At 48.0% G+C, this 25,425-nt stretch carries 22 protein-coding genes; all 22 read left to right on the top strand.

Annotation, left to right across the window (positions count from 1 at the left end; translation table 11 throughout):
* The 22 genes from cpsB (at position 1) to wzzB (ending at position 25,409) form a co-directional block, all read left to right on the top strand.
* Positions 1-1,443 (top strand): mannose-1-phosphate guanyltransferase, encoded by a 1,443-nt coding sequence (cpsB, locus tag ACUW6V_RS03840; protein WP_007851132.1) that lies wholly within the window; start codon positions 1-3, stop codon positions 1,441-1,443.
* Positions 1,444-1,498: 55 nt separating this feature from the next.
* Entirely contained in the window at positions 1,499-2,869 is a 1,371-nt protein-coding gene (gene cpsG / locus ACUW6V_RS03835) for a colanic acid biosynthesis phosphomannomutase CpsG (RefSeq protein ID WP_454038016.1), read from the top strand.
* 114 nt (positions 2,870-2,983) lie between these two features.
* Positions 2,984-4,378 (top strand): undecaprenyl-phosphate glucose phosphotransferase, encoded by a 1,395-nt coding sequence (wcaJ, locus tag ACUW6V_RS03830; protein WP_105503674.1) that lies wholly within the window; start codon positions 2,984-2,986, stop codon positions 4,376-4,378.
* A 12-nt stretch (positions 4,379-4,390) separates the two neighbouring features.
* Complete coding sequence (locus ACUW6V_RS03825) at positions 4,391-5,869, top strand: MOP flippase family protein (RefSeq protein WP_454038015.1); 1,479 nt, start codon at positions 4,391-4,393, stop codon at positions 5,867-5,869.
* Positions 5,870-5,948: 79 nt separating this feature from the next.
* Positions 5,949-7,229 carry a colanic acid biosynthesis pyruvyl transferase WcaK gene (wcaK, locus tag ACUW6V_RS03820; RefSeq protein WP_105611001.1) on the top strand — a complete coding sequence of 427 codons (1,281 nt, stop codon included), beginning with the start codon at positions 5,949-5,951 and terminating at the stop codon, positions 7,227-7,229.
* On the top strand, positions 7,226-8,446 hold the full coding sequence (gene wcaL / locus ACUW6V_RS03815) for a colanic acid biosynthesis glycosyltransferase WcaL (protein WP_454038014.1): 1,221 nt from the start codon (positions 7,226-7,228) through the stop codon (positions 8,444-8,446). Before wcaK ends, wcaL begins: the two co-directional genes overlap by 4 nt.
* Before the next feature lie 11 nt (positions 8,447-8,457).
* Positions 8,458-9,873: a colanic acid biosynthesis protein WcaM gene (gene wcaM, locus ACUW6V_RS03810; protein ID WP_012124330.1), complete on the top strand. Its 1,416-nt coding sequence runs from the start codon at positions 8,458-8,460 to the stop codon at positions 9,871-9,873.
* 215 nt (positions 9,874-10,088) lie between these two features.
* On the top strand, positions 10,089-11,084 hold the full coding sequence (locus ACUW6V_RS03805) for an NAD-dependent epimerase/dehydratase family protein (RefSeq protein ID WP_007902918.1): 996 nt from the start codon (positions 10,089-10,091) through the stop codon (positions 11,082-11,084).
* Positions 11,085-11,313: 229 nt separating this feature from the next.
* Entirely contained in the window at positions 11,314-12,204 is an 891-nt protein-coding gene (galF, locus tag ACUW6V_RS03800; protein WP_007902916.1) for a UTP--glucose-1-phosphate uridylyltransferase GalF, read from the top strand.
* A 391-nt stretch (positions 12,205-12,595) separates the two neighbouring features.
* Positions 12,596-13,675 (top strand): dTDP-glucose 4,6-dehydratase, encoded by a 1,080-nt coding sequence (rfbB, locus tag ACUW6V_RS03795; protein ID WP_319703685.1) that lies wholly within the window; start codon positions 12,596-12,598, stop codon positions 13,673-13,675.
* Complete coding sequence (gene rfbA / locus ACUW6V_RS03790; RefSeq protein ID WP_105503680.1) at positions 13,672-14,544, top strand: glucose-1-phosphate thymidylyltransferase RfbA; 873 nt, start codon at positions 13,672-13,674, stop codon at positions 14,542-14,544. Before rfbB ends, rfbA begins: the two co-directional genes overlap by 4 nt.
* Before the next feature lies 1 nt (position 14,545).
* Complete coding sequence (locus ACUW6V_RS03785; protein WP_014728540.1) at positions 14,546-14,947, top strand: sugar 3,4-ketoisomerase; 402 nt, start codon at positions 14,546-14,548, stop codon at positions 14,945-14,947.
* On the top strand, positions 14,940-15,392 hold the full coding sequence (locus ACUW6V_RS03780; protein WP_012124335.1) for a GNAT family N-acetyltransferase: 453 nt from the start codon (positions 14,940-14,942) through the stop codon (positions 15,390-15,392). Before ACUW6V_RS03785 ends, ACUW6V_RS03780 begins: the two co-directional genes overlap by 8 nt.
* Positions 15,393-16,328, top strand: coding sequence for a GNAT family N-acetyltransferase (locus tag ACUW6V_RS03775; RefSeq protein WP_454038013.1), 936 nt, complete (start codon positions 15,393-15,395; stop codon positions 16,326-16,328). It abuts the gene before it with no gap.
* Positions 16,325-17,428 (top strand): DegT/DnrJ/EryC1/StrS family aminotransferase, encoded by a 1,104-nt coding sequence (locus tag ACUW6V_RS03770; RefSeq protein ID WP_097641720.1) that lies wholly within the window; start codon positions 16,325-16,327, stop codon positions 17,426-17,428. Before ACUW6V_RS03775 ends, ACUW6V_RS03770 begins: the two co-directional genes overlap by 4 nt.
* Entirely contained in the window at positions 17,425-18,687 is a 1,263-nt protein-coding gene (locus ACUW6V_RS03765) for an O-antigen translocase (RefSeq protein WP_454038012.1), read from the top strand. Before ACUW6V_RS03770 ends, ACUW6V_RS03765 begins: the two co-directional genes overlap by 4 nt.
* Entirely contained in the window at positions 18,687-19,631 is a 945-nt protein-coding gene (locus ACUW6V_RS03760; RefSeq protein ID WP_454038011.1) for a glycosyltransferase family 2 protein, read from the top strand. The genes ACUW6V_RS03765 and ACUW6V_RS03760 overlap by 1 nt, the downstream gene beginning before the upstream one ends.
* Before the next feature lie 116 nt (positions 19,632-19,747).
* Positions 19,748-20,950 (top strand): DUF6337 family protein, encoded by a 1,203-nt coding sequence (locus tag ACUW6V_RS03755; protein WP_234008198.1) that lies wholly within the window; start codon positions 19,748-19,750, stop codon positions 20,948-20,950.
* Positions 20,937-21,815: a hypothetical protein gene (locus ACUW6V_RS03750; RefSeq protein WP_104672965.1), complete on the top strand. Its 879-nt coding sequence runs from the start codon at positions 20,937-20,939 to the stop codon at positions 21,813-21,815. Before ACUW6V_RS03755 ends, ACUW6V_RS03750 begins: the two co-directional genes overlap by 14 nt.
* Positions 21,805-22,569, top strand: coding sequence for a glycosyltransferase family 2 protein (locus ACUW6V_RS03745; protein ID WP_097641724.1), 765 nt, complete (start codon positions 21,805-21,807; stop codon positions 22,567-22,569). Before ACUW6V_RS03750 ends, ACUW6V_RS03745 begins: the two co-directional genes overlap by 11 nt.
* A 213-nt stretch (positions 22,570-22,782) precedes the next feature.
* Complete coding sequence (gene gndA, locus ACUW6V_RS03740; RefSeq protein ID WP_004387998.1) at positions 22,783-24,189, top strand: NADP-dependent phosphogluconate dehydrogenase; 1,407 nt, start codon at positions 22,783-22,785, stop codon at positions 24,187-24,189.
* Between the two features lie 227 nt (positions 24,190-24,416).
* The gene (wzzB, locus tag ACUW6V_RS03735) at positions 24,417-25,409 is read left to right on the top strand and encodes an LPS O-antigen chain length determinant protein WzzB (RefSeq protein ID WP_004387999.1); all 993 of its coding nucleotides are present in this window, start codon (positions 24,417-24,419) and stop codon (positions 25,407-25,409) included.
* Positions 25,410-25,425 lie beyond the last annotated feature (16 nt).

The following is a 25,425-nucleotide window of genomic DNA, read 5'->3' as shown; positions in this document are numbered from 1 at the left end:
ATGAGTCAGTCAAAACTCTTTCCGGTAATTATGGCAGGCGGCTCCGGCAGCCGTCTGTGGCCGCTTTCCCGCGTGCTTTACCCAAAACAGTTCCTCTGCCTGAAAGGGGACCTGACAATGCTTCAGACCACCGTCTGCCGCTTAAACGGCGTGCAGTGCGAAAGCCCGGTGGTTATCTGTAACGAACAGCATCGCTTTATCGTCGCCGAGCAGCTGCGCCAGCTCAACAAGCTGACCGAAAACATCATCCTGGAGCCTGCCGGGCGCAACACCGCGCCGGCTATCGCGCTGGCGGCGCTGGCGGCGAAACGCAACAGCCCGGACACCGATCCGCTGATGCTGGTGCTGGCCGCTGACCATGTCATTCAGGACGAAGACGCGTTTCGCAACGCCGTGCGCGCCGCGATGCCGTTTGCCGAGAGCGGCAAGCTGGTCACCTTCGGCATCGTGCCGAACCTGCCGGAAACCGGCTATGGCTACATCCGCCGTGGCGACGTCTCTAACCCGGACGTGGCGGTGGACGCCGTTGCCTTCAGCGTCGCTCAGTTCGTCGAAAAACCGGATCTGGAGACCGCGCAGTCCTACGTCAACAGCGGCGAATACTACTGGAACAGCGGCATGTTCCTGTTCCGCGCCGGTCGCTACCTGGAAGAACTCGCGAAATTCCGTCCGGATATTCTGGACGCCTGCGAAAAAGCCATGAGCACCGTTGACCCGGATCTCGATTTTATCCGCGTTGATGAAGAAGCCTTCCTTGCCTGCCCGGAAGAGTCTATCGACTACGCGGTGATGGAAAAAACCGCCGACGCGGTGGTGGTGCCGATGGACGCGGGCTGGAGCGATGTCGGCTCCTGGTCGTCGCTGTGGGAAATTTCCAACCATTCGCCGGAAGGCAACGTGCATCACGGCGACGTGATTTCGCACAACACCGAAAACAGCTACGTCTATGCCGAGTCTGGTCTTGTGACCACCGTCGGCGTGAAAGACCTTGTGGTGGTACAGACCAAAGACGCGGTGCTGATCGCCGACCGTAACCACGTCCAGGACGTGAAAAAAGTGGTCGAGAAAATCAAAGCCGACGGCCGCCATGAGCATCATATCCATCGCGAAGTTTACCGTCCGTGGGGCAAATATGACTCCATCGATCAGGGCGAGCGCTACCAGGTGAAACGCATCACCGTGAAGCCGGGCGAAGGGCTGTCGTTGCAGATGCACCATCACCGTGCCGAGCACTGGATTGTGGTGGCGGGCACCGCGAAGGTGACCATTAACGACGAGGTGAAACTGGTAGGGGAAAACGAATCGGTCTACATCCCGCTGGGCGCCACGCACTGCCTGGAAAACCCCGGCAAGATCCCGCTCGACCTGATTGAAGTGCGCTCCGGCACTTATCTGGAAGAGGACGATGTGATCCGCTTCGCCGACCGTTACGGCCGGGTGTGAGGCGCAGGCATCCTGCGCATTTTTCCGACAAAAAAGAGAACCCAAGAGATAACAAATGGAAAAGTTAACCTGTTTTAAAGCCTACGACATTCGTGGGCGTCTGGGCGAAGAGTTAAATGAAGATATCGCGTGGCGCATCGGCCGCGCGTATGGCGAGTTCCTGAAACCGAAAACCATCGTGCTCGGCGGCGATGTGCGTCTGACCAGCGAAGCGCTGAAGCTGGCGCTGGCGAAAGGCCTGCAGGACGCGGGCGTCGACGTGCTGGATATCGGCCTGTCCGGCACCGAGGAGATTTACTTCGCGACGTTCCACCTGGGCGTGGACGGCGGCATCGAAGTGACCGCGAGCCACAACCCGATGGACTACAACGGCATGAAGCTGGTTCGTGAAGGCGCGCGCCCGATTAGCGGCGATACCGGCCTGCGCGACGTGCAGCGTCTTGCCGAAGCGAACGACTTCCCGCCGGTGAATGAATCCGCCCGCGGCAGCTACAAAAAAATCGACCTGCGTGACGCCTATATCGATCACCTGCTCGGTTATATCGACGTCAAAAACCTCACGCCGCTGAAGCTGGTGATTAACTCCGGTAACGGTGCCGCCGGCCCGGTGGTGGACGCCATCGAAGCGCGCTTCAAAGCGCTGAACGTGCCGGTGCAGTTCATCAAGGTTCACAACAACCCGGACGGCAATTTCCCGAACGGTATTCCTAACCCGCTGCTGCCGGAATGCCGCGACGACACCCGCAACGCGGTTATCGAACATGGCGCGGATATGGGTATCGCGTTTGACGGCGATTTCGACCGCTGCTTCCTGTTCGATGAAACCGGGCAGTTTATCGAGGGCTACTACATTGTCGGTCTGCTGGCCGAAGCGTTCCTCGAAAAGCACCCCGGCGCGAAAATCATTCACGATCCGCGTCTGTCCTGGAACACCGTGGACGTGGTCGAGGGCGCGGGCGGCACCCCGGTGATGTCGAAAACCGGTCATGCGTTTATCAAAGAGCGTATGCGCCAGGAAGACGCCATTTACGGCGGCGAAATGAGCGCGCATCACTACTTCCGCGATTTCGCCTACTGCGACAGCGGCATGATCCCGTGGCTGCTGGTGACCGAACTGCTGTGCCTGAAAGGTCAGTCGCTTGGCGAGCTGGTGCGCGACCGCATGGCGGCGTTCCCGGCGAGCGGCGAAATCAACAGCAAACTGGCGCAGCCGGCGGTTGCCATTAAGCGTGTGGAAGACCATTTCGCGCCGCAGGCGAAAGGGATCGACCGCACCGACGGTATCAGCATGGATTTCGGCGATTGGCGCTTTAACCTGCGCTCGTCCAACACCGAGCCGGTGGTGCGCCTGAATGTGGAGTCGCGCGCGGATACGGAACTGATGCAGGCGAAAACCCAGGAAATCCTTGCGCTGCTGAATCAGTAAAACGGCGCGGCCGCCCGGCGTCGCCGCACACCGCGACGCTTACGCCCCGCAGGCTTCGGCCTGCCGGGCAGGGCAGCCGCTTAACTGCGCCTTACGGCGCCTGAAGGTACGACGATGACAAATCTAAAAAAGCGCGAACGAGCCAAAACGAATGCATCGTTAATCTCTCTGGTGCAACGATTCTCCGACATAACCATTATGTTCGTCGGACTGTGGGTGGTGTGCAGGATCAATGAGCTGCCGTTTTTCTACATGCATCTGCTGATGGCCCTGACCACCCTCGTTGTGTTCCAGATGATTGGCGGGATCACCGATTTTTACCGCTCCTGGCGCGGCGTAAAAATCTCCACCGAACTGCTGCTGCTGTTGCAGAACTGGACCATGAGCCTGGTGTTCAGCGCCGGTCTGATGGCCTTTAACCCCGATTTCGAAAGCCCGTTCCGTGTTTATCTGGCCTGGTACCTTCTGACCGGCGCAGGCATGGTGATTTGCCGTTCGGCGATTCGCTTCGGCGCGGGCTGGCTGCGTAATCGCGGTTATAACACCCGTCGCGTGGCGATTGCGGGCGCGCAGCCGGTAGGCCAGCAGCTCGCCGACAGCTTTCGCAACGAACCGTGGCTTGGGTTTGAGGTCGTCGGGATTTACCACGATCCAGAGCCGGGCGGCGTACCGACCGGCTGGGCAGGTAACCTTGAGCAGCTGGTGGAAGACGCCCGCACGGGCAAAATCCATAACGTCTATATCGCGATGTCCATGAGCGAAGAGGCGCAGATGAAGAAACTCGTGCGTGAGCTTTCTGACACCACCTGCTCAGTGATGCTGATCCCGGATGTGTTCACGTTCAACATCCTGCACTCGCGCCTTGACGATGTGAACGGCGTGCCGGTAGTGCCGCTGTATGACACGCCGCTCTCCGGCATCAACCGCGTGCTGAAACGCCTGGAAGATATCGTGCTGGCGTCTCTGATCCTGCTGCTGATTTCGCCGGTGCTGTGCTGTATCGCGGTTGCCGTGAAGCTCAGCTCGCCAGGCCCGATTATCTTCCGCCAGACCCGCTACGGTATGGACGGCAAGCCGATTATGGTGTGGAAATTCCGCTCCATGCGCGTGATGGAAAACGACAAAGTGGTGAAGCAGGCGACCCAGAACGACCCGCGCGTCACCAAAGTGGGCAACTTCCTGCGCCGCACTTCGCTTGATGAACTGCCGCAGTTTATCAACGTGCTGACCGGCGAGATGTCGATTGTCGGCCCGCGTCCGCACGCGGTGGCGCATAACGAGCAGTATCGCGCGCTAATTCAGGGCTACATGCTGCGCCATAAAGTCAAACCGGGCATTACCGGCTGGGCGCAGATCAACGGCTGGCGCGGCGAGACCGATACCCTGGAGAAGATGGAAAAACGCATCGAGTTCGATCTGGAGTACATCCGTGAATGGAGCGTATGGCTCGATATCAAAATCGTTTTCCTGACCGTGTTTAAAGGCTTTGTTAACAAAGCGGCTTATTAAGGGTAGTGGGTCATGAGCCTTCGCGACAAAACCATTAGCGGTGCCAAGTGGTCCGCCATTTCGACGGTGATTATCATCAGCCTTGGGCTGGTGCAGATGACCATCCTGGCGCGGCTGATGGATGGCCATCAGTTCGGCCTGCTGACCATTAGCCTTGTGATTATCGCGCTGGCCGATACGCTTTCCGATTTCGGGATTGCGAACTCGATTATCCAGCGCAAAAGCATCAGCAACCTGGAGCTCACCACGCTCTACTGGCTGAACGTGGGGCTGGGGATTGTGGTCTGCGCCGTGGTGTTTCTGTTAAGCGATCTTATCGCGGGCGTGCTGCACAACCCGGATCTGGCACCGCTTATCCGAACGCTGGCGTTCGCCTTCGTGGTTATTCCGCACGGCCAGCAGTTCCGCGCGCTGATGCAAAAGGAGCTTGAGTTTAACAAGATTGGCGCTATCGAAACCTTCTCGGTGCTGGCGGGTTTCACCTTTACGGTGATATCCGCCCAGTACTGGCCGGTGGCGATGACCGCGATCCTCGGTTATCTGGTTAATACGGCGGTACGCACCGCGCTGTTCGGGTTCTTCGGGCGTAAGATTTACCGTCCTGGCCTGCATTTCTCGCTCTCGTCAGTCTCCTCGAACCTGAAGTTTGGCGCGTGGCTGACGGCTGACAGCCTGGTGAACTACGTCAACACCAATCTCTCGACGCTGGTGCTGGCGCGCATCCTCGGCGCGGCGGTCGCGGGCGGGTATAACCTCGCGTACAACGTGGCCGTGGTGCCGCCGATGAAGCTCAACCCGATCATTACCCGCGTGCTGTTCCCGGCGTTCGCCAAAATCCAGGATGACATCGATAAGCTGCGTGTGAATTTCTACAAGCTGCTCTCGGTGGTCGGCATCATTAACTTCCCGGCGCTGCTCGGCCTGATGGTGGTGTCGAACAACTTCGTGCCGCTGGTGTTTGGCGAGAAATGGGTCAGCATTGTGCCGATTCTGCAACTGCTGTGCGTCGTCGGTCTGCTGCGCTCTATCGGTAACCCGATTGGCTCGCTGCTGATGGCGAAAGCCCGTGTGGATATCAGCTTTAAATTTAACGTATTTAAAACCTTCCTGTTTATTCCGGCGATTGTCGCGGGCGGGCATCTTGGCGGCGCGCTCGGCGTGACGCTCGGCTTCCTGCTGGTGCAGATAATCAATACCGTGCTGAGCTATTTCATCATGATTAAACCGGTGCTGGGCTCCAGCTACCGCGAGTATATCCAGAGCATTCTGCTGCCATTCTGGCTCTCGCTGCCTACGCTTGTGGTCAGCTACGCGCTTGGCGTGGCGCTCAAGGGGCATCTGGCGCTTGCGCCGCTGCTGGCGGTGCAGATTGCCGCGGGCGTACTGGCCTTCGCCGTGACGATTGTGCTGTCGCGCAATGCGCTGGTGGTAGAGCTGAAACGCCAGTTTTGCCGCAACGATAAAATGAAAATGCTGCTCCGTGCAGGCTGATCCCGTTAAAAATTATTGATGCGCGAGCCCCGCTGACAGCGTGCAGTGGGTAGCGAGAGCGTATATTTCAGAGGTCAACATGAAGTTACTCATTCTTGGCAACCACACCTGCGGAAACCGTGGCGACAGCGCCATCCTGCGCGGTCTTATCGATGCGATAGCGCTTCAGGACCCTTCAGCGGAAGTGGACGTGATGAGCCGCTACCCGGTGAGCTCCGCCTGGCTGCTGGACAGAGAGGTCATGCCTGACCCGCTCTACAAACAGATGAAGCAGTTTAACAACGCGGCGGGCGTGATGGGCCGCGTGAAGAAAGTGCTGCGCCGCCGCTACCAGCACCAGGTGCTGCTCGCCAAAGTGACCGGCAACGGCAAACTGCGCAACATCTCTCTGCCGCAGGGCTTTACCGATTTTGTCGGCCTGCTTGGCAACTATGACGCGATTATCCAGGTCGGCGGCTCGTTCTTCGTCGATCTCTACGGCACCCCGCAGTTTGAACATGCGCTGTGCACTTTTATGGCGAAAAAACCGCTGTTTATGGTGGGCCACAGCGTCGGGCCGTTCCAGGAGCCGCAGTTTAATCAGCTCGCCAATTATGTATTCGGCCATTGCGACGCGCTGATCCTGCGCGAAACCGTGAGCCTGGATCTGATGAAAAAAGGCCAGATTGACACCTCGAAAGTGGAACTGGGCGTCGATACCGCCTGGCTGGTTGAGCATCACAATGACGATTTCGTCGCGAGTTACGCGGTGCAGCACTGGCTGGACGTGGCGGCGCGCGACAAGACCGTGGCGATTACGCTGCGCGAGCTGGCACCGTTCGACAAACGTCTCGGCACTACCCAGCAGGCCTACGAACAGGCTTTCGCCAATGTGGTGAACCGTATCATCGACGAAGGCTATCAGGTGCTGGCGCTCTCCACGTGCACCGGTATCGACAGCTACAACAAAGATGACCGTATGGTGGCGCTGAATCTCAGCAAGCTCGTGAAAGACCCGTCGCGCTTCCACGTGGTGATGGACGAACTGAACGATCTCGAAATGGGCAAAATTCTCGGCGCGTGCGAACTGACCGTCGGCACCCGTCTGCACTCGGCGATTATCTCGATGAACTTCGGGACGCCGGCGATTGCCATTAACTACGAACACAAATCCGCGGGCATCATGCAGCAGCTCGGCATGCCGGAGATGGCGATTGAGATCCGCCACCTGCTGGACGGCTCGTTGCAGGCGATGGTAGGCGACACCCTCGGCCAGTTGCCGGCGATTAACGAACGCCTCGCCACGGCGGTCGCCGCCGAGCGCGAAAAAGGCCATCAGATGGTGAAATCCGTGCTGATGCGCGCGGGAGGAGCCCGATGAAAGTCAGCTTCTTTCTGCTGAAATTCCCGGTCGCCTCTGAAACGTTCGTCCTGAACCAGATCGTCGGCTTTATCAACATGGGGTATGAGGTGGAGATCGTCTCGCTGCAGAAGGGCGATCTGAAAAACACCCATGCCGCGTACACCGAATACAACCTGGCGCAGAAAACCCGCTTTCTGCTGGAAGAGCCGGAAGGCAAAGCCGCGAAGCTTAAATATCGCGCCAGCCATACCGCGCGCGGGCTCTTTAACGCCCGCACCTGGCGGGCGCTCAACATGGCGCGCTACGGCGACGAGGCGCGCAACCTGATCCTCTCGGCCATTTGCGGACGCGTGCCCGGCACGCTGAAGGCCGATGTGTTTATCGCGCACTTTGGCCCGGCGGGCGTGACCGCCGCCAAGCTTCGCGAGCTGGGCGTGCTGGACGGCAAAATCGCGACCGTGTTCCACGGCATCGATGTGTCGCACCGTGAAGTGCTGATGCGCTACACGCCGGAGTACCAGCAGCTTTTCCGCCGCGGCGATTTGATGCTGCCGATTAGCGAGCTGTGGGCCGAACGCCTGAAAGCGATGGGCTGCCCGCAGGAGAAAATCGCCGTCTCGCGCATGGGCGTAGACATGGAGAAATTCTCGCTGCGCCCGCTCAAGCAGCCAGGCACGCCGCTGGAGATTATCTCCGTAGCGCGTCTGACCGAGAAAAAGGGGCTGCATGTGGCGATCGAGGCCTGCCGTCTGCTGAAAGGCCGCGGCGTGGATTTTCGTTACAACATCCTGGGTACCGGGCCGTGGGAGCGCCGCCTGCATACGCTGATTGAGCAGTATGGCCTGAAAGATTGCGTCTTTATGCCGGGCTTTAAGCCGAGTCATGAAGTGAAAGCGATGCTCGACGGAGCCGATCTGTTCCTGCTGCCTTCCGTCACCGGCGTCGATGGCGATATGGAAGGAATTCCGGTTGCGCTGATGGAGGCGATGGCCGTGGGCATTCCGGTTATCTCCACGCTGCACAGCGGCATTCCGGAACTTATCGATGCTGAAAAATCGGGCTGGCTGGTGCCGGAAAACGACGCGCACGCGCTGGCGGATAAGCTTCAGGCCTTCGCTGAAATCGACGAGCAGACGCTGCGCCCGATGCTGACCCGCGCCCGTGAAAAAGTGGAAACCGAGTTTAACCAGCAGCGCATCTACCGCGAACTCGCGGGCCTGCTGCAAACCCTGTAACCCGAGGTTTTATGCGTAAAATCATGTCGTCCGGGCGTCTTTCCCGCCGGACTTTTGTGCAGGCCAGCGCCGCTGCGGCGCTGATGCCGCTGTTGCACAGCCGCGCCGCCCAGGCCGTCACGGGCGGCAAGACCGTCAATGTTGCTGACTTCTACAAGGACAACTGGCCGCAGGCGTTCAAGCTTGCTTTTAGTGAAGCGCAGACCGTGGAAGTGCCCGAAAGCCTCACCTGCGACAACATTAACAGCCCGGTGTTTATGCCAGCCGGGAAAACCCTGCGGGTGCTCGGCGCACTCAAAGGCAACGGCAAAGGGCGCTTTATTCTCCAGGACGGCTGCCAGATCCTGGGCGAGAAAAAAGGGCGTCTGCATAACATCATTCTCGACGTGCGCGGCTCGCAGGTGGCCATTAAAGGCATCGAGATGAGCGGTTTTGGCCCGGTCATGCAGATTTACATCGGCGGCAAAAAGCCGCAGAAGATGCAGGATCTCGTGATCGACGATATCTACATCCACGACGCCAACTACGGCATTCTGCGCCAGGGTTTTCATAACGAACTGCGCAACGTGCGTATCACTAACGGACGCTTTGAACGTCTCCAGGGCGACGCCATCGAATGGAACGTGGCGATTAATGATTCGGAGCTTCTTATCTCCGACCACGTTCTCGACCAGATCAACTGCACCAACGGCAAAATCAACTGGGGCATCGGCATTGGCCTTGCGGGCAGCACCTACGATAACGCCTACCCGGAAAGCCAGGCGGTGAAGAACTTCGTGGTGGCGAACATTACCGGCAGTAACTGCCGCCAGCTGGTGCACGTGGAGAACGGCAAGCATTTCGTCATTCGTAATGTGAAAGCGAAAAACATCACGCCGGACTTCAGCAAAACCGCGGGCATCGATAACGCGACGGTCGCGATTTATGGCTGCGATAACTTTCTTATCGATGACGTGACGATGGTGAACAGCGCCGGGATGCTGATCGGCTACGGCGTTATCAAAGGGAATTACCTGTCGATTCCGCAGAACTTCAAGCTGAACAATATCCATATGGATAACCGTAACCTGCCTTATAAGCTGCGCGGCATTCAGATCTCATCCGGTAACACGACCTCGTTTGTCGCTATCACGAACGTCGATATGCAGCGCGCGACGCTTGAGCTGCACAACAAGCCGCAACACCTGTTTGTGCGTAACGTCAAAGTGATGCAGGAGTCGTCCGTAGGCCCCGCGCTGAAGATGCAATTTGATCTGCGCAAAGACGTACGCGGCCGTTTTATGGCCACAGACGACACGCTGCTGTCGCTTGCCAACATTCAGGCGGTGAACGAGAAAGGGCAGAGTTCGGTCGATATTGACCGCGTGGATCATCAGCACGTGAATACGCAAATGCTGAATTTTGCGCTGCCGCAAAGGACACGCTAAACCGCATGCCGGATGTAATAAAGTGCCGATCGTACGATGCCAGATGCGTATTTTCTGTGCAAAGTCACGCGATTTGATACTGGCGATCCGGCTGCAAAAGCTTATACTTCCTCAAATTAATAAGGGAATCTCATTAACTGAAAGACGCTTCCTGAGATAAGAGGATGGCGCTTTCAGTTTTTTATTGAAGCAGTCACTAACGCATCGGGCAGGATATGAAAGAGAAGGTGATTTTTATCGGCGCGTCTGGGTTTGTCGGCACCAGACTGATTGAAAGGGCACTGTCTGACTTCGATATTACGAATTTTGATAAGCAAAACAGCCACTTCTATCCCGATATCACGGTAGCAGGTGATGTGCGCGATAAAGCTTCTCTGGAGAAGCAGCTTAGCGAGTGTTCGACCGTTGTGTTGCTGGCCGCAGAGCATCGTGATGATGTCAGCCCTACCTCGCTGTACTATGATGTTAATGTTGAAGGCACCCGTAACGTGCTTGACGCGATGGATAAGCACAACATCAAAAATATCATTTTCACCAGTTCTGTAGCGGTGTATGGCCTCAATAAAAAGAACCCGGATGAAAACCACCCGGTTGACCCTTTCAATCATTACGGCAAAAGCAAATGGCAGGCTGAAGAAGTCTTGCGTGAATGGTTTAACCGCGCGCCGGATACCCGTTCTTTAACGATAATTCGTCCGACCGTCATTTTCGGCGAGCGTAACCGTGGCAACGTCTATAATTTACTCAAACAGATAGCCAGTGGTCGCTTTGCTATGGTTGGCGCAGGTAATAATTACAAATCAATGGCTTATGTAGGGAATATCGTTGAGTTTATTACCTGGAAACTGAAAAATGTCATGCCCGGCTATCAGGTTTACAATTATGTCGATAAGCCTGATCTCAATATGAATCAGCTAGTTGCAGAGGTAGAGAAGAGTCTCGATAAAAAGATCCCTTCAGTACATCTTCCTTATCCGCTCGGTATGTTGGGTGGTTATTGCTTTGATATCCTTAGCAAAATCACTGGTAAGAAGTATGCTGTCAGTGCCGTCCGTGTTAAAAAGTTCTGTGCAACTACCCAGTTTGACGCGACTAAAGTGCATCAGTCAGGTTTCATCGCGCCCTACACGCTCTCAGAAGGGCTCGATCGCACATTACAATATGAGTTTGTTGCTGTGAAACAGGACGATATTACGTTTGTTTCTGAGTAAAAAGCGCTCAGTGACGAACGTAAAATCTGCATTTTATTTGTGTGTAAGGGACGCTCTGAAAATCGTTTTGGCTGTTTTCCGAATTCTCTGAGCCCAATTAAGAGTTAAGTCAGTTCTTATGTTATCAGGTATCTGAAAATCACAGAATGACAGCTGTGAAATACGCATTTAGGTCACACGGCTGTGATTGACCAAATTCAAGATAACAAACATTTAGAGGTGGAAAGAGATGGTTAATTTGAAAGCAGTTATTCCCGTCGCAGGGCTCGGCATGCATATGCTGCCTGCCACCAAGGCGATTCCAAAGGAGATGCTGCCGATTGTCGACAAACCGATGATTCAATACATTGTCGACGAAATCGTAGCGGCAGGGATCAAGGAAATTGTGCTGGTTACCCACTCCTCCAAGAACGCGGTTGAGAACCACTTCGACACCTCTTATGAACTCGAAGCGCTGCTTGAACAGCGTGTGAAGCGCCAGCTTCTTGCGGAAGTGCAGTCTATCTGCCCGCCGGGCGTAACCATCATGAACGTGCGTCAGGCGCAGCCGCTGGGCCTCGGCCACTCTATTCTGTGCGCGCGTCCGATTATCGGCGATAACCCGTTTGTTGTCGTGCTGCCGGATGTTATTATTGATGCCGCTTCTGCTGACCCACTGCGTTATAACCTGGCCGCTATGATTGCGCGGTTCCAGGAAAATGGTCGCAGCCAGGTGCTGGCGAAGCGTATGGCAGGCGATCTCTCTGAATATTCAGTGATAACCACTCAGGATCCGCTGGATACCGAAGGCAAAATCAGCCGTATCGTTGATTTCATCGAGAAACCGGACCAGCCGCAGACGCTGAATTCTGATCTGATGGCGGTCGGGCGCTATGTGCTCTCTGCCGATGTCTGGGAAGAGCTTGCGAAAACCGAACCGGGCGCCTGGGGACGTATCCAACTGACCGATGCTATCGCTCGTCTGAACGAGAATCAGCCTGTTGAAGCGATGCTGATGACCGGCGAAAGCTACGATTGCGGTAAGAAAATGGGTTACATGAAAGCGTTCGTCAATTACGGCCTGCGTAACCTGAAAGAAGGGCAGAAGTTCCGCGAGAGCATTAAGAAACTGCTGGCATAAGCCAGCCGTTCTCTGCAGAACGCTATACAGGCAGGATAGCCTTTGATAAAACGGCAGTTGAGCATTCGGGTTGATAAGCATTTATACTCGACGGACTCGCTGCCGTTTTGTTTTTTTGGTGCAAGCGCTGTGACGGGGCCATAATCCGAAATAGTTACCGAGATCGACTATCCCGTCAATAAAGCTAATTAACTGATTTCAAAAGTTTTGTATAAAGTAGTGCACTGGTAGCTGTTGAGCCAGGGGCGGTAGCATTGTTGAACAGGCTGCCGAAAAAATGCTTAATATTTATCCATAAAGAGCGTTAAAACCTCGATAACGTCATGCTCACAGCGACAACGTGTTAATTATCATTCCTCTCAAAATATCCACATATAAGAGATAACTCACTGTGAAGATATTAGTGACCGGCGGTGCCGGATTTATTGGCTCCGCTGTAGTACGCCATATTATTAACCATACCCAGGACAGGGTAGTTAATCTTGATAAGCTTACCTACGCAGGCAATCCTGAATCTGTTGCTTCTGTGGCAAACAGTGAACGCTATGCATTTGAGCAGGTCGATATCTGTGACCGCGCTGCGCTCGATCGTGTATTTACAGAGCACCAGCCTGACGCGGTCATGCACCTGGCTGCAGAAAGCCATGTTGATCGCTCAATCAGCGGCCCGGCAGATTTTATCGAAACGAACATCGTCGGCACGTATACCCTTCTCGAAGCGGCCCGCGCTTACTGGTCATCACTTGATGAGCAGCGCAAGGCGGCTTTCCGCTTTCACCATATCTCTACCGATGAAGTTTATGGCGACCTGCCACATCCTGATGAATGGCATGAGAGCGCGGCGCTGCCGCTCTTTACTGAAACAACTGCCTATGCGCCAAGCAGCCCGTATTCCGCCTCAAAAGCCTCAAGCGATCATCTGGTGCGTGCGTGGTTACGCACCTATGGTTTGCCGACGATGGTAACCAACTGCTCTAACAACTATGGCCCGTATCACTTCCCCGAAAAATTGATCCCGCTGGTTATCCTTAACGCGCTGGAAGGTAAACCGTTGCCGATATATGGCAAAGGCGACCAAATTCGCGACTGGTTATATGTTGAAGACCATGCGCGTGCGCTCTATACCGTAGTCACGCAGGGGCAGATCGGCGAAACCTATAATATCGGCGGACATAACGAGAAAAAGAATCTTGATGTCGTACTGACTATTTGTGACCTGCTGGATGAGATTAAACCTAAAGCGACGTCTTATCGTGAACAGATAACCTATGTTGCCGACAGGCCAGGGCACGACCGTCGTTATGCCATTGATGCAGATAAAATCAGCCGGGAATTAGGCTGGCGACCACAGGAAACCTTCGAGTCTGGCATCCGTAAAACTGTGTACTGGTATCTTAATAATGAAGAGTGGGTAAACAGCATTAAGAACCGAACCTATCAATGTAAGCATTTAGGGTTGAGTGAAAAATGAAAGGAATTATCCTGGCAGGTGGGTCCGGAACACGTCTTTATCCAATTACTATAGGTATCTCTAAACAGTTACTTCCTGTGTATGATAAACCTATGGTTTATTATCCTCTATCAGTCCTCATGCTGGCCGGTATTAAGGATATTTTAATAATCACTACTAGTGATGATAACGCGAGTTTCCAGCGTTTACTTGGAGATGGCAGCCAGTTTGGGATCAATATTCAATATGCTGTTCAACCATCTCCCGATGGGCTTGCACAGGCCTTTATAATAGGTCGTCATTTCGTTGGTAACGACTCGGTTTGTTTGGTTCTTGGCGATAATATTTTCTTTGGGCAAGGTTTTAGCCCTAAACTCAAGTCAGCGGCTGCTCAAAAAAGTGGTGCGACGATTTTTGCTTACCAGGTAAAAGACGCAGAGCGCTTTGGTGTTGTTGAATTTGATGAGCAATTTAAAGCGATCTCTATCGAAGAAAAACCAAAGAATCCTAAGTCTAACTGGGCGGTCACTGGCCTTTATTTTTATGATAATGACGTTTTGGAGATTGCTAAATCTATTCGCCCTTCCGAGCGAGGTGAATTAGAAATTACCTCAGTCAATGAAGTTTATTTAAATAAGCAGAGCCTTAGTGTAGAGCTCTTAGGGCGTGGTTTCGCCTGGCTTGATACTGGAACACACGATAGTCTCATCGAAGCTGGAAGTTTTGTTGAGACGGTACAGAAGCGTCAGGGAATGATGGTTGCTTGTCCTGAGGAAATAGCCTGGCGAAATGGATGGCTGAGTAATATTGAGTTAGAAGATATTGGGCAACGTTTATGTAAAAATGACTATGGCCATTACCTACTACAACTATTAAAAAAAGGAGAATAACATGGATATTAAACTCATTCCACTTCAGACGCATGGTGATGAACGAGGCAGTTTGGTATCGCTTGAAGATGAAAAGAACATCCCTTTTGCAATAAAACGTGTTTATTATTTATTTAATACTAAAGAAAACGTAAGCCGCGGATTCCATGCGCACCAAAGGTTAAAGCAAGTGGCTATTGCAATAAAAGGATCGTGTCGATTTAAACTTGATGATGGTAAAGAACGAGTAGAAATCGTTCTGGATTCGCCTTCTCAAGGTCTTTACATTGATTCTTTTATGTGGCGAGAAATGTCAGATTTTTCTCCTGATTGCGTTCTACTTATACTTGCTGATAGTCATTATGATGAATCTGACTATATTCGGGATTATTCACTATTTAAAAAAATGGTAACCAATGGATAGAATAACTTTAACAAGTTATGACCGTGAGTTTTTAGATCTTAGCTGGATATGGCTGCAGGATCCAGAAATAAAAAAATTAACTTTAACCAGTGATTTTACTCGTGAGCAGCAATTACAATTTTTTCATTCCCTAAAGGAAAGAAAAGATTATTTGATATTTGGTATTCAATTAGGGACGAGAAAAATTGGTGTTGCCGGGTTAAAAAACATCAAAAACGATATCGCAGAATACTGGGGTTATATAGGCGAGAAGGATTTATGGGGTAAAGGAATTGGCAAAATCGTTATAGAAGAAATCGAATGTATTGCCAATAAATGTGGGGTGAAAAAGCTATACTTGAAAGTCAGTGAATTGAATCCCAGAGCTATCAAGGCTTACCATAAATCTGGTTTTGTCATTAGTAAATCTGAAAGTAATGTGATTTTTATGGAAAAGGTAATTTAGATGCTTTCGATATGTGAACTTGAAAAAAGTAAATATAATGATTGGAATCAAGTGGTCGAAAATGCTAAAAACGGCCTTTTCCTTTTTGAGATAGATTATTTTAAATATCATGAAGCGCGATTTGAAGATAGTTCTTTAATGATATATAAAAAAAGTAAAGCTGTCGCACTTTTCCCTGCTAACCGTGTGAATGACACCATTTATAGCCACCAAGGATTAACTTTTGGCGGTTTGATTATGCTGCCAGAATTACATGCAGCGGATGTTTTAGAAATATTTGAACTTATAAATAAACATTATAAAAACAAAGGTATTAAAAAGGTTGTTTATAAAGCTATACCTCATCCTTTTACAAAGTATCCTGCCCAGGAAGATTTATACGCATTATTCAGAAATTCTGCAAAATTAATCCGCAGAGACGTTTCAAGCGTAATTGATCTCTTTAACAGACCTAAACTTTCAGATTCGCGTAAGAATACCATTGTTAAAGCACAAAAAAATAATGTGGAGATCTGTGAATCGTCTGACTTGAAAAAATTCCATCAAATACTTTCAGAGGTTCTGGCAAAATTTGGTGCATGCCCTGTACATAGCATCACAGAACTTGAACAATTAAAGAACTCATTTCCGCATAATATTAAACTCTATGCCGCCATGCAGGATGAGCAGTGGCTCGCTGGGGTTCTGGTCTACGATTACGGACATATTATTCATACACAATATATGGCCAATACACAGCAAGGCCGGCAAATAGGTGCACTAGATTATATATTATTTACCTTAATCAATGACATTTATGCTGATAAAAAATATCTAAGTTTTGGTATATCAACTGAAAACGCAGGACAATATCTCAATACTGGATTAATCGCTCAAAAAGAAGGTTTCGGCGCCAGAGCGGTTGTACATGATTTTTATGAAATGGAGTTATTATGATTAACTTTTTAAATTTAAAAAAAATAAACGAAAAATATAAAACCGAATTGATGCAGGCATTGGAAAACGTGATTGATTCTGGTTGGTATATCAATGGTCAACAGGTAGCTAATTTTGAGAATGAATTTGCTACCTATTGTGGTACAAAACATGCTATCGGGGTTGCAAATGGACTGGATGCATTAGTCCTTACTATAAAGGCATGGAAGCTGTTAGGAAAACTCAAGGACGGTGACAAAGTTATTGTCCCTGCAAATACCTATATAGCTTCAGTATTAGCGATCACCGAAAATAATTTAACCCCTGTTCTTACAGAACCAGATCCTTACACTTTTAATTTAACGCTAGATCAAATCGAAAGAAGTTATACGCAGGATGTAAAATTAATCATTCCTGTTCATCTTTATGGATGCATCAACCCAATGGATGAGATCTGTAGATTCGCAAATAAAAAAGGAATATTGGTTTTAGAAGATTCAGCGCAAGCGCATGGGGCAATGCTTGGAGATAAAAAAGCTGGTGCCTGGGGTCATGCATCAGCCTTTAGTTTTTATCCCGGTAAAAATTTAGGTGCTTTAGGCGATGGTGGGATCATCACGACTGACAACGATGAACTAAAAGAAGCATTAGTGGCACTCAGGAATTATGGATCTCACAAAAAATATGAAAATATTTATCAGGGATGCAATAGCCGACTAGATGAAATTCAGGCTGCAATGCTTCGAGTTAAATTACCTCATTTAGATAGCGAAATAGATGCTCGCAGAAGAATTGCCTCCCAATATCTTTTAGGCATAAATAATAAAGAAATAATACTTCCCACTGTAAGTGAAAGTGTGAATCATGTCTGGCATCTATTTGTCGTTCGCTGTGCGCAAAGAGATGCATTGAAAGAATACTTACATAAGAAAGATATTGATACGCTAATACATTATCCTGTTCCCCCTCATAAGCAGAGAGCTTACAGTGAATATAATAGTCTTAATCTTCCTGTTACAGAAAAAATCCATCGTGAAGTACTTTCTTTGCCAATGGATCCAAATATGTCTCAGTACGAGGTGGATTATGTTATTCAGTGCATGAATGAGTATAAGGCATGAGTAAAATCATCTCTGTTACTGCTTTTACAGCCTTACTGACATTCTTCAAAATGTTAAGTGGTTTTGCGATAGCTAAGGTCGTTGCTATATATACGGGGCCTACTGGAATGGCTATGCTTGGGCAGGTACAAAGTGTGATTGCTGGGCTTAATGGTGTTGTGACTGCACCCGTAGGGAATGGGGTGGTTCGCTATACGGCTGAAAAGCATACTGAAGGTTATAAAAGATGTTCAGGATGGTGGCAGGCGTCCTTACAGTGGGCATTTTCTATATTTTTGCTAGTGCTGGGCACCGTATTATTATTTAGCAAACCTATTTCTCAATTTCTATTCAATACTATTGATTATTATTGGGTTGTACTATTAGGTTGTTTAGTTCTTCCATTGTCAATAATAAATACGGCATTTGTTTCTGTTATTAACGGACAGAAACACTATAAAAAATATGTATCGCTAGGGTTTATTTCCGTAACAATATCGACTGTATTAATGGTTATGATGATTTATTTTTATCATATTAAAGGTGCTTTTGTTGCTGCATCACTTAATACATCGATTGCCGGACTAGTCGTTTTTTTTGCTTGTATAAAGGAGCCTTGGTTTAAATTTAAATTATGGCTTGGCCGCTCATCTTCGTCTTATAGAAAAGAAATTGGAGGCTATGTAGTGATGGCAGTTACATCCGCCATCACTACTCCGATTGCATTGATTCTGATAAGAAATATATTAATTTCCGAAGTGGGTTGGAGTGCGACAGGACAATGGCAGGCGGTATGGAAAATCTCTGAAGTTTATCTTGCCATTATTACTATGGCATTGAGTACATATTATTTGCCTCAACTTGCAAGCTTGAAGAGTGGTGTTGAGATACGGTGGGAAATAAATAAAACAGCAAGAGTTATTCTTCCTGTGGTTATTATTTTAGCGTTGTTAGTTTATTTGCTTCGCGATGTCGCTATATTTTTACTTTTTACAAGCGATTTTCAACCTGCGAGAGACTTATTCAGCATTCAACTTGTGGGGGACGTCATCAAAATCCTGGCGTGGCTATATGCTTTTCCGATGTTAGCCAGAGGCGCTACTCGCTGGTTCGTGTTTTCTGAAATATTTTTTTCCACAACATTCGTGTTAATAAGTTGGATTATGATTTCGCATCTGGGAGTTAATGGTGCAAATTGGGGATACTTATTGAATTACATTTTATACTTTATCTTTGTATATGGTAATTTAAAAAGAATAATTAACCAGGATAGGCAATAATGAAAGATGTTGTTTCAGTAGTAATTGTTACTTATAACTCAGCGAAAACTATAGTAGAAACTTTAGATAGTATTTTAAATCAAAGTTATGGGCCTGCTAATATAGAGCTTATCATATCAGATGATGCTTCTACTGATGACACGACAATCGTTGTTGAAAACTGGATTACTAAAAACGCATCAAAATTTTCAAAAGTTGTTTTCAAAAAAAATATTATCAATCAGGGCGTTTCTAAAAATTGTAACATTGGCTGGCAATCCTGCACATCTGAATGGATAAAAACAATAGGCGCAGATGATCTTCTAAGTACTGATTGCATTGATAAAAACATGGAGTATATTCAGAATAATTCCGGGTGTAGTATTGTATTTAGTCAAATGAAATGGTTCGGACGGATAAAAAAAATAACTCCTGAGCCATATAATATGCCTTTTTTTAGCCTGGATGCTGAACAACAATATAATTATTTAAGATTTAAAAGCTTCAATATTGCACCTGCATCATTTATACGTCGTTCAGCTCTAATTGATGTTGGTTATGCTGACGAAAGTTTCAGCACGATTGAAGACTTACCATTATGGCTTCGCTTCACTAAAAAGGGCTACAAACTGTATTTTTTGAAAGCGATTACAGTGTACTACCGTGTGGCAAATTCTGCATCGAAACATTCTCACCGTTATGTTAACTATAACTTTTTGAACGATCTGATTAATATCGACAAGATGTTTAAAATTAACGATATCGAAGGTATATATTATAAAGCGCTAAAACTGGATGCTCTAACATTATTATATGGAAAGAAGTTAATTGCAAAGTTAACCGGGAATAAAGTCAGCTTTTTGTCGAGATCGCTGGATGTCATCCATTTAAGCTTAAGACCTATTTATATTGTTCGGAAGATTAGGCGACATATCATTAACTTTACTAAAAAAGATGCAATCTAAATTATATTGCATCTACTTTTATAAAAATTGGTGTAAATATGTTTTATTTATTTGTTGTGTCTTTGTTTTTCGGTTCGTGTCTTGATTATTATATATGGCGAAAAATTACGCCTTCAATGATTTCTGTTATCGGTATATATGTAATATTGTTTATACATGCTGCCATAGGCGAGTCTCTTGGTTTTTTACCTGTAGAGTCAAATGTTTACTTTTTTATAACAACATTTTATGTTGTCGGGCTTTTTGCAAGTCTAAGCTGTGCATTTGGGATGTCATTTCTCAGCAAAGGCATTGTTCTTAATACTCGTGTGACAGATAAATATTACGGACTTAAAATTCGGAAAAATATAATAAATATAACAGTAGTGGTTTCTCTTATATGTTGTTTTTTTATTTATAAAGGATGGAGTGAGGTTGGATCTTTTGTAAGCGATGATTTTGAGGGGACTCTCACTTATGGCATCGCGGGTCATTTTTTTGCTATCCTGGTTGCTTTAATACCATTTTTGCTAAAAGCATATTACTCTAAAAGAACCAAATCCGTTTTCTTACTGCTAGTTTTTGTGCTTGTGCTTTTATTTATGAAGCAAGTTAAATATTGGGTAATGATCCCGCTTGTATGGATGTTTTGGTACTCTATAGTGGCTGGATATATAAAGCTCTCTATTAGAAAGTTCTTGTTTATTTCGCTGATTTTGGCATTTTTACTCGTTTCTTTATTTTTCTCAGTCTATTTTATGAAGGTTTTTTTTAGAGAAGGTTCTGAAAACGTTGATTATAATACTGTATTAATAGAAATAATGATTCATTTCTTTGGCTATCTTTATTCGGGACTTCTAACATTTTCTGTATACATTTCTGATGGTTTATATAATGCATTTATACCAAGCGACATTCTTGGGCTTTTTTCCGGTCCGGTCAATATAATCAATGTAATACTAAATGACGACTTGATAAACCTAACGCTCCCAAAGTATTTTGTCGTAATCAATAAAATTACTGGTACGACTGGAAATGTTCCAACGCTATGGGGTACTCTGTTGCTGGCCGGAGGGTATTATGCATATGTTTTCTATTTCTTCATGTTTTTCTGCATATATTTATTGCTGTGGTTTGCGAAGCGTAGTCAATGTTTTTTAATTATATATACGTTTATTACGTCGTTTCTTTTTTTTAGTTGGTTTGATTACTACTACTACCTGTTAATGCCGTTTGAGGTTACTGTTTTAATTTTGATTTTCTATACTATTTTTGAAAGGAAAATAAAGTTCAGAAATATAACTTTATTCTCTGGGGAAAGTTACGATGAGACTCGATAAAAAAATTATACTGTTATGCAAGTCAATAAAAAAAAGCATATATTACTTTTTCAGAGCAATTTTTTCTCAATCATCTGGGGTTGACAAAAATTCGACATTTTTAGTAACGCTAACTAGCTATGGTTTACGTAAGAATTTTGTTTTCTTGACAATTGAGAGTATCTTGCATCAACACGTTCGCCCTGCAAAAATAGTAATGTGGTTACATAAAAAGGATAAACCTCAGGGAATAGCGAGATGGATTTTATCCCGACAGCAAAAGCGAGGGCTGGAAATATTTTTTGTAGATAATGATGTTAGATCTTATAAAAAACTTTCTTTTGTACCTGGTTATTATCCTGATTACGATTTCTATATTACCGCTGACGACGACGTATTTTACCCAACAAATTGGATCGATGGTTTTAAATCTAATATAAGTGATAATCCTGATGCTGTTTACTGTTATAGAGGCCGTGCTATTCTGTTTAACGATGCAGGTAGTCTCGTCGCTTATCCAGTCTGGCCGCTTGCGCGAAGAAAAGAAATAACAGGCAATGAGTTACTTCCCACAGGTGTATCAGGCGTGTGTTATCCTAGAGATTCGCTCGACGCACGTGTAGCCGATTACGAGGCGATAAATAAACTGTGTCCCTATGCCGATGACATTTGGTATAAAGCGCTAACTACAGCTCGCGGATATAACGCTATTTTGATCAATGATGACAGTACGCATTTTACACCGATTATCACTGGCTTCACAAAAGGCCTCGAGAAGATAAACGTACTAAACGATCAGAATACGCAACAATTTTTAAACGCTATGAATTATTTTAATCTTGATTTGAATTCTTTTAGAGGCAATTATAAAAGAAATGATGAGTAATCTTGTATCAATTATTATGCCTAGCTGGAATTCTGAGTTAACTATCGCTGATAGTATAAATTCAATCATTAGGCAAACCTATACCAACTGGGAATTAATCATAACTGATGATTGTTCGAGTGATGGCACTATCCGTTTGTTAAAAGAGTTTGCTAATAAAGAACCACGAATAAAACTATTTTTCAACGATAAGAATTCAGGCGCTGGTATATCCCGTAATAATTGTATTAAAAATGCAAAAGGGCGCTTTATTGCTTTTTTGGATAGTGATGATATGTGGCATCCGGAAAAACTGTCCAGACAAGTAGCCTTCATGCTTAACAACAACTATGCATTGACTTACACTGCATATAAAAAAATCAATCAGAAAGGTAACGTAATAGGCCATATCAATCCTCCAGCACGAGTTAACTATTCTGAGCTTTTAAAATCTAATGTTATAGGATGCCTAACTGCGATATATGATGCTCAAAAGCTTGGTAAGGTTTATATGCCTGAAATTCGCAAACGCCAGGATATGGCTTTATGGCTAAAAATACTAGAAAAAATTGATTATGCCTGGTGTTTACCAGAAGAACTTGCGTTTTATAGAGAGGGACATGAAAGTCTTTCTTCAAATAAGATAAAAATTCTTTCATCACAATGGTCGTTTTACAGAACTTACCTAAAATTTAATTCTATAAAGTCAGCATGGTATTTTTCATTCTATGTTGTTCGAGCAGTAAAAAAACATGGCGTCACTAAAAGTAGCTAATACACTTTTTAATTATAAATGTTTTGACTTTATTAACTTTGAAATCCTATTCGGAATGCCCTGGAACGATAAGGTTTACCAATGAGCATTCTTCGCTCAGTTATAACTTTGCTTTTATCAATTTCTATTCAAATTCGCTATCTATGAGTTAACATCGTAGCTACATAACACCCGCGCACAAGTCGCGGTGACCACACCTGACAGGAGTATGTAATGTCCAAGCAACAGATCGGCGTCGTCGGTATGGCAGTCATGGGGCGCAACCTGGCGCTCAACATTGAAAGCCGTGGTTATACCGTCTCCGTATTCAACCGCTCTCGTGACAAAACTGAAGAAGTGATTGCCGAAAATCCGGGCAAAAAACTGGTTCCTTATTATACCGTTCAGGAGTTTGTCGAGTCGCTGGAAACCCCGCGCCGTATCCTGCTGATGGTGAAAGCAGGTGCCGGTACCGATGCGGCTATCGACTCCCTGAAGCCTTATCTGGAAAAAGGCGACATCATTATTGATGGCGGTAACACCTTCTTCCAGGACACCATCCGTCGTAACCGTGAACTCTCCGAAGAAGGCTTTAACTTTATCGGCACCGGCGTCTCCGGTGGCGAAGAGGGCGCCCTGAAAGGCCCGTCCATCATGCCTGGCGGCCAGAAAGAAGCTTATGAGCTGGTTGCGCCGATCCTCAAAGAGATCGCGGCCGTAGCGGAAGGTGAACCGTGCGTGACTTATATCGGGCCAGACGGCGCGGGTCACTACGTGAAAATGGTGCACAACGGTATCGAATACGGCGATATGCAGCTTATCGCAGAAGCCTATTCCCTGCTGAAGCACGGTCTGAACCTGTCCAACGAAGATCTGGCGAAAACCTTCGCTGAGTGGAACGAAGGCGAGCTCAGCAGCTACCTTATCGATATCACCAAAGATATCTTCACCAAAAAAGATGAAGACGGTAACTACCTGGTTGACGTCATTCTGGACGAAGCCGCCAACAAAGGTACTGGTAAGTGGACCAGCCAGAGCTCGCTGGATCTCGGCGAACCGCTGTCCCTGATTACTGAATCGGTATTCGCGCGTTATATCTCCTCTCTGAAAGAGCAGCGCGTCGCGGCATCCAAAGTGCTGAGCGGCCCGCAGGCGAAACCGTTCGCAGGCGATAAAGGCGAATTTATCGAGAAAGTCCGTCGCGCGCTGTACCTCGGTAAAATCGTCTCTTACGCGCAGGGCTTCTCTCAGCTGCGCGCTGCGTCTGAAGAGTACAACTGGGATCTGAACTACGGCGAAATCGCGAAGATCTTCCGCGCGGGCTGCATTATTCGTGCTCAGTTCCTGCAGAAAATCACTGACGCCTACGCAGAGAATCCGTCCATCGCGAACCTGCTGCTGGCGCCGTACTTCAAGAAAGCCGCTGATGACTATCAGCAGGCGTTGCGCGATGTTGTGGCGTATGCCGTACAGAACGGTATCCCGACTCCGACCTTCTCCGCCGCTATCGCTTACTACGACAGCTACCGTTCTGCGGTACTGCCAGCGAACCTGATTCAGGCACAGCGTGACTACTTTGGGGCGCATACCTACAAGCGCACCGATAAAGAAGGCGTATTCCACACCGAGTGGATGGAATAAGGTTTTACTGATTCAAAAGACAAGCCCGGTGGTTTCGCCGGGCTTTTTTTACGTCTGATGACAGTACCAGAAGCCGTGCACTGCCTTAAAAGCAACCAGTAAGCGCCTTGTTTTTCAGTATTTTCCCAGCTCTCTTTTGCGCCTGGCTATGCAATTATAATGCCTTGCATCTACACTCAAGGCGGGTGTGGCTTTCTCATAATAACTAGATGACAAATAAGGACTCTATGAGCAAAGAATTTCAGGGTGACGCTTTTCACCGCAGCAATAGTAACCAGGAACAAATCGATTTATTCGACCTTCTGGCGCAGCTTTGGCGGGGGAAGGTCACTATCATTACCACGATCGTCGTGATGATCGTGCTTGCCGTACTTTATCTTTTCGTCGCTAAAGAAAAATGGACATCGACAGCTATCGTGACCATGCCGGATGCCGGTCAGATAGCCAGTTACAACAACGCCATGAATATCCTGTATGGCAATGCTGCGCCCAACGTCACCGACGTGCAGCAGCGCGTAGTGGGGCGTTTCAGCTCTGCGTTTTCCGCGCTGTCTGAAACGCTGCAAAACCAGCAAGAGCCAGAACAGTTAACCATCGATACGGCAGTAAAAGGCCAGCCGCTGCCGCTGAAAGTGACTTATCAGGGAGCAACCGCACAGTCAGCGCAGAAAAAACTGGCGGAATACATTCAGCAGGTGGATGAGCAAATCGCCAAAGAGCTGAATAAAGACCTTACCGATAACGTGACTGCCCGTCAGCAAGAGCTGCAGGAATCGCTTGCGACGCAGGAGAAAGTGGCGCAGGAGCAGAAAGAACTGCGTATCAAGCAGATCGCCGAAGCGCTTAAATTCGCGCAGGAATCGAATGTCACTTCGCCACAGATGCCGCAGGCGCAGGAAGTCACACAGGATACGCTGTTCCTGTTGGGCAGCGAGGCGCTCTCATCGATGATTAAAAATGAATCGACGCGTCCGCTGGTCTTTAGTGATGCGTATTACCAGACTAAACAAAACCTGCTGGATATCTCGAAGCTTAAAATCGACGAATCTTCACTGCATGCGTATCGCTATGTAATGAAGCCGACCGAACCCCTGCGCCGTGACAGCCCGAAACGCGCGCTGGTGCTGGTGCTTTCTGTCCTTCTCGGCGGGTTAATCGGCTGCGGTATTGTGCTGTGTCGCAACGCGATTCGCGAACACAGCGCCAACAGAGTGCGCTAATCTCTCAGTATTAAAA

Source organism: Cronobacter sp. 153480017-3 (genome assembly GCF_053627815.1).
Note: the sequence above shows the minus strand (reverse complement) of the source record. Positions and strands in the feature narration are given on the sequence as shown.

What these genes read in the sequence shown, in the direction of transcription:
- cpsB (WP_007851132.1), top strand. Translation starts at nt 1, where the DNA reads ATGAGTCAGTCAAAACTCTTTCCGGTAATTATGGCAGGCGGCTCCGGC.
- cpsG (WP_454038016.1), top strand. Translation starts at nt 1,499, where the DNA reads ATGGAAAAGTTAACCTGTTTTAAAGCCTACGACATTCGTGGGCGTCTG.
- wcaJ (WP_105503674.1), top strand. Translation starts at nt 2,984, where the DNA reads ATGACAAATCTAAAAAAGCGCGAACGAGCCAAAACGAATGCATCGTTA.
- ACUW6V_RS03825 (WP_454038015.1), top strand. Translation starts at nt 4,391, where the DNA reads ATGAGCCTTCGCGACAAAACCATTAGCGGTGCCAAGTGGTCCGCCATT.
- wcaK (WP_105611001.1), top strand. Translation starts at nt 5,949, where the DNA reads ATGAAGTTACTCATTCTTGGCAACCACACCTGCGGAAACCGTGGCGAC.
- wcaL (WP_454038014.1), top strand. Translation starts at nt 7,226, where the DNA reads ATGAAAGTCAGCTTCTTTCTGCTGAAATTCCCGGTCGCCTCTGAAACG.
- wcaM (WP_012124330.1), top strand. Translation starts at nt 8,458, where the DNA reads ATGCGTAAAATCATGTCGTCCGGGCGTCTTTCCCGCCGGACTTTTGTG.
- ACUW6V_RS03805 (WP_007902918.1), top strand. Translation starts at nt 10,089, where the DNA reads ATGAAAGAGAAGGTGATTTTTATCGGCGCGTCTGGGTTTGTCGGCACC.
- galF (WP_007902916.1), top strand. Translation starts at nt 11,314, where the DNA reads ATGGTTAATTTGAAAGCAGTTATTCCCGTCGCAGGGCTCGGCATGCAT.
- rfbA (WP_105503680.1), top strand. Translation starts at nt 13,672, where the DNA reads ATGAAAGGAATTATCCTGGCAGGTGGGTCCGGAACACGTCTTTATCCA.
- ACUW6V_RS03785 (WP_014728540.1), top strand. Translation starts at nt 14,546, where the DNA reads ATGGATATTAAACTCATTCCACTTCAGACGCATGGTGATGAACGAGGC.
- ACUW6V_RS03780 (WP_012124335.1), top strand. Translation starts at nt 14,940, where the DNA reads ATGGATAGAATAACTTTAACAAGTTATGACCGTGAGTTTTTAGATCTT.
- ACUW6V_RS03775 (WP_454038013.1), top strand. Translation starts at nt 15,393, where the DNA reads ATGCTTTCGATATGTGAACTTGAAAAAAGTAAATATAATGATTGGAAT.
- ACUW6V_RS03770 (WP_097641720.1), top strand. Translation starts at nt 16,325, where the DNA reads ATGATTAACTTTTTAAATTTAAAAAAAATAAACGAAAAATATAAAACC.
- ACUW6V_RS03765 (WP_454038012.1), top strand. Translation starts at nt 17,425, where the DNA reads ATGAGTAAAATCATCTCTGTTACTGCTTTTACAGCCTTACTGACATTC.
- ACUW6V_RS03760 (WP_454038011.1), top strand. Translation starts at nt 18,687, where the DNA reads ATGAAAGATGTTGTTTCAGTAGTAATTGTTACTTATAACTCAGCGAAA.
- ACUW6V_RS03755 (WP_234008198.1), top strand. Translation starts at nt 19,748, where the DNA reads ATGATTTCTGTTATCGGTATATATGTAATATTGTTTATACATGCTGCC.
- ACUW6V_RS03750 (WP_104672965.1), top strand. Translation starts at nt 20,937, where the DNA reads ATGAGACTCGATAAAAAAATTATACTGTTATGCAAGTCAATAAAAAAA.
- ACUW6V_RS03745 (WP_097641724.1), top strand. Translation starts at nt 21,805, where the DNA reads ATGATGAGTAATCTTGTATCAATTATTATGCCTAGCTGGAATTCTGAG.
- gndA (WP_004387998.1), top strand. Translation starts at nt 22,783, where the DNA reads ATGTCCAAGCAACAGATCGGCGTCGTCGGTATGGCAGTCATGGGGCGC.
- wzzB (WP_004387999.1), top strand. Translation starts at nt 24,417, where the DNA reads ATGAGCAAAGAATTTCAGGGTGACGCTTTTCACCGCAGCAATAGTAAC.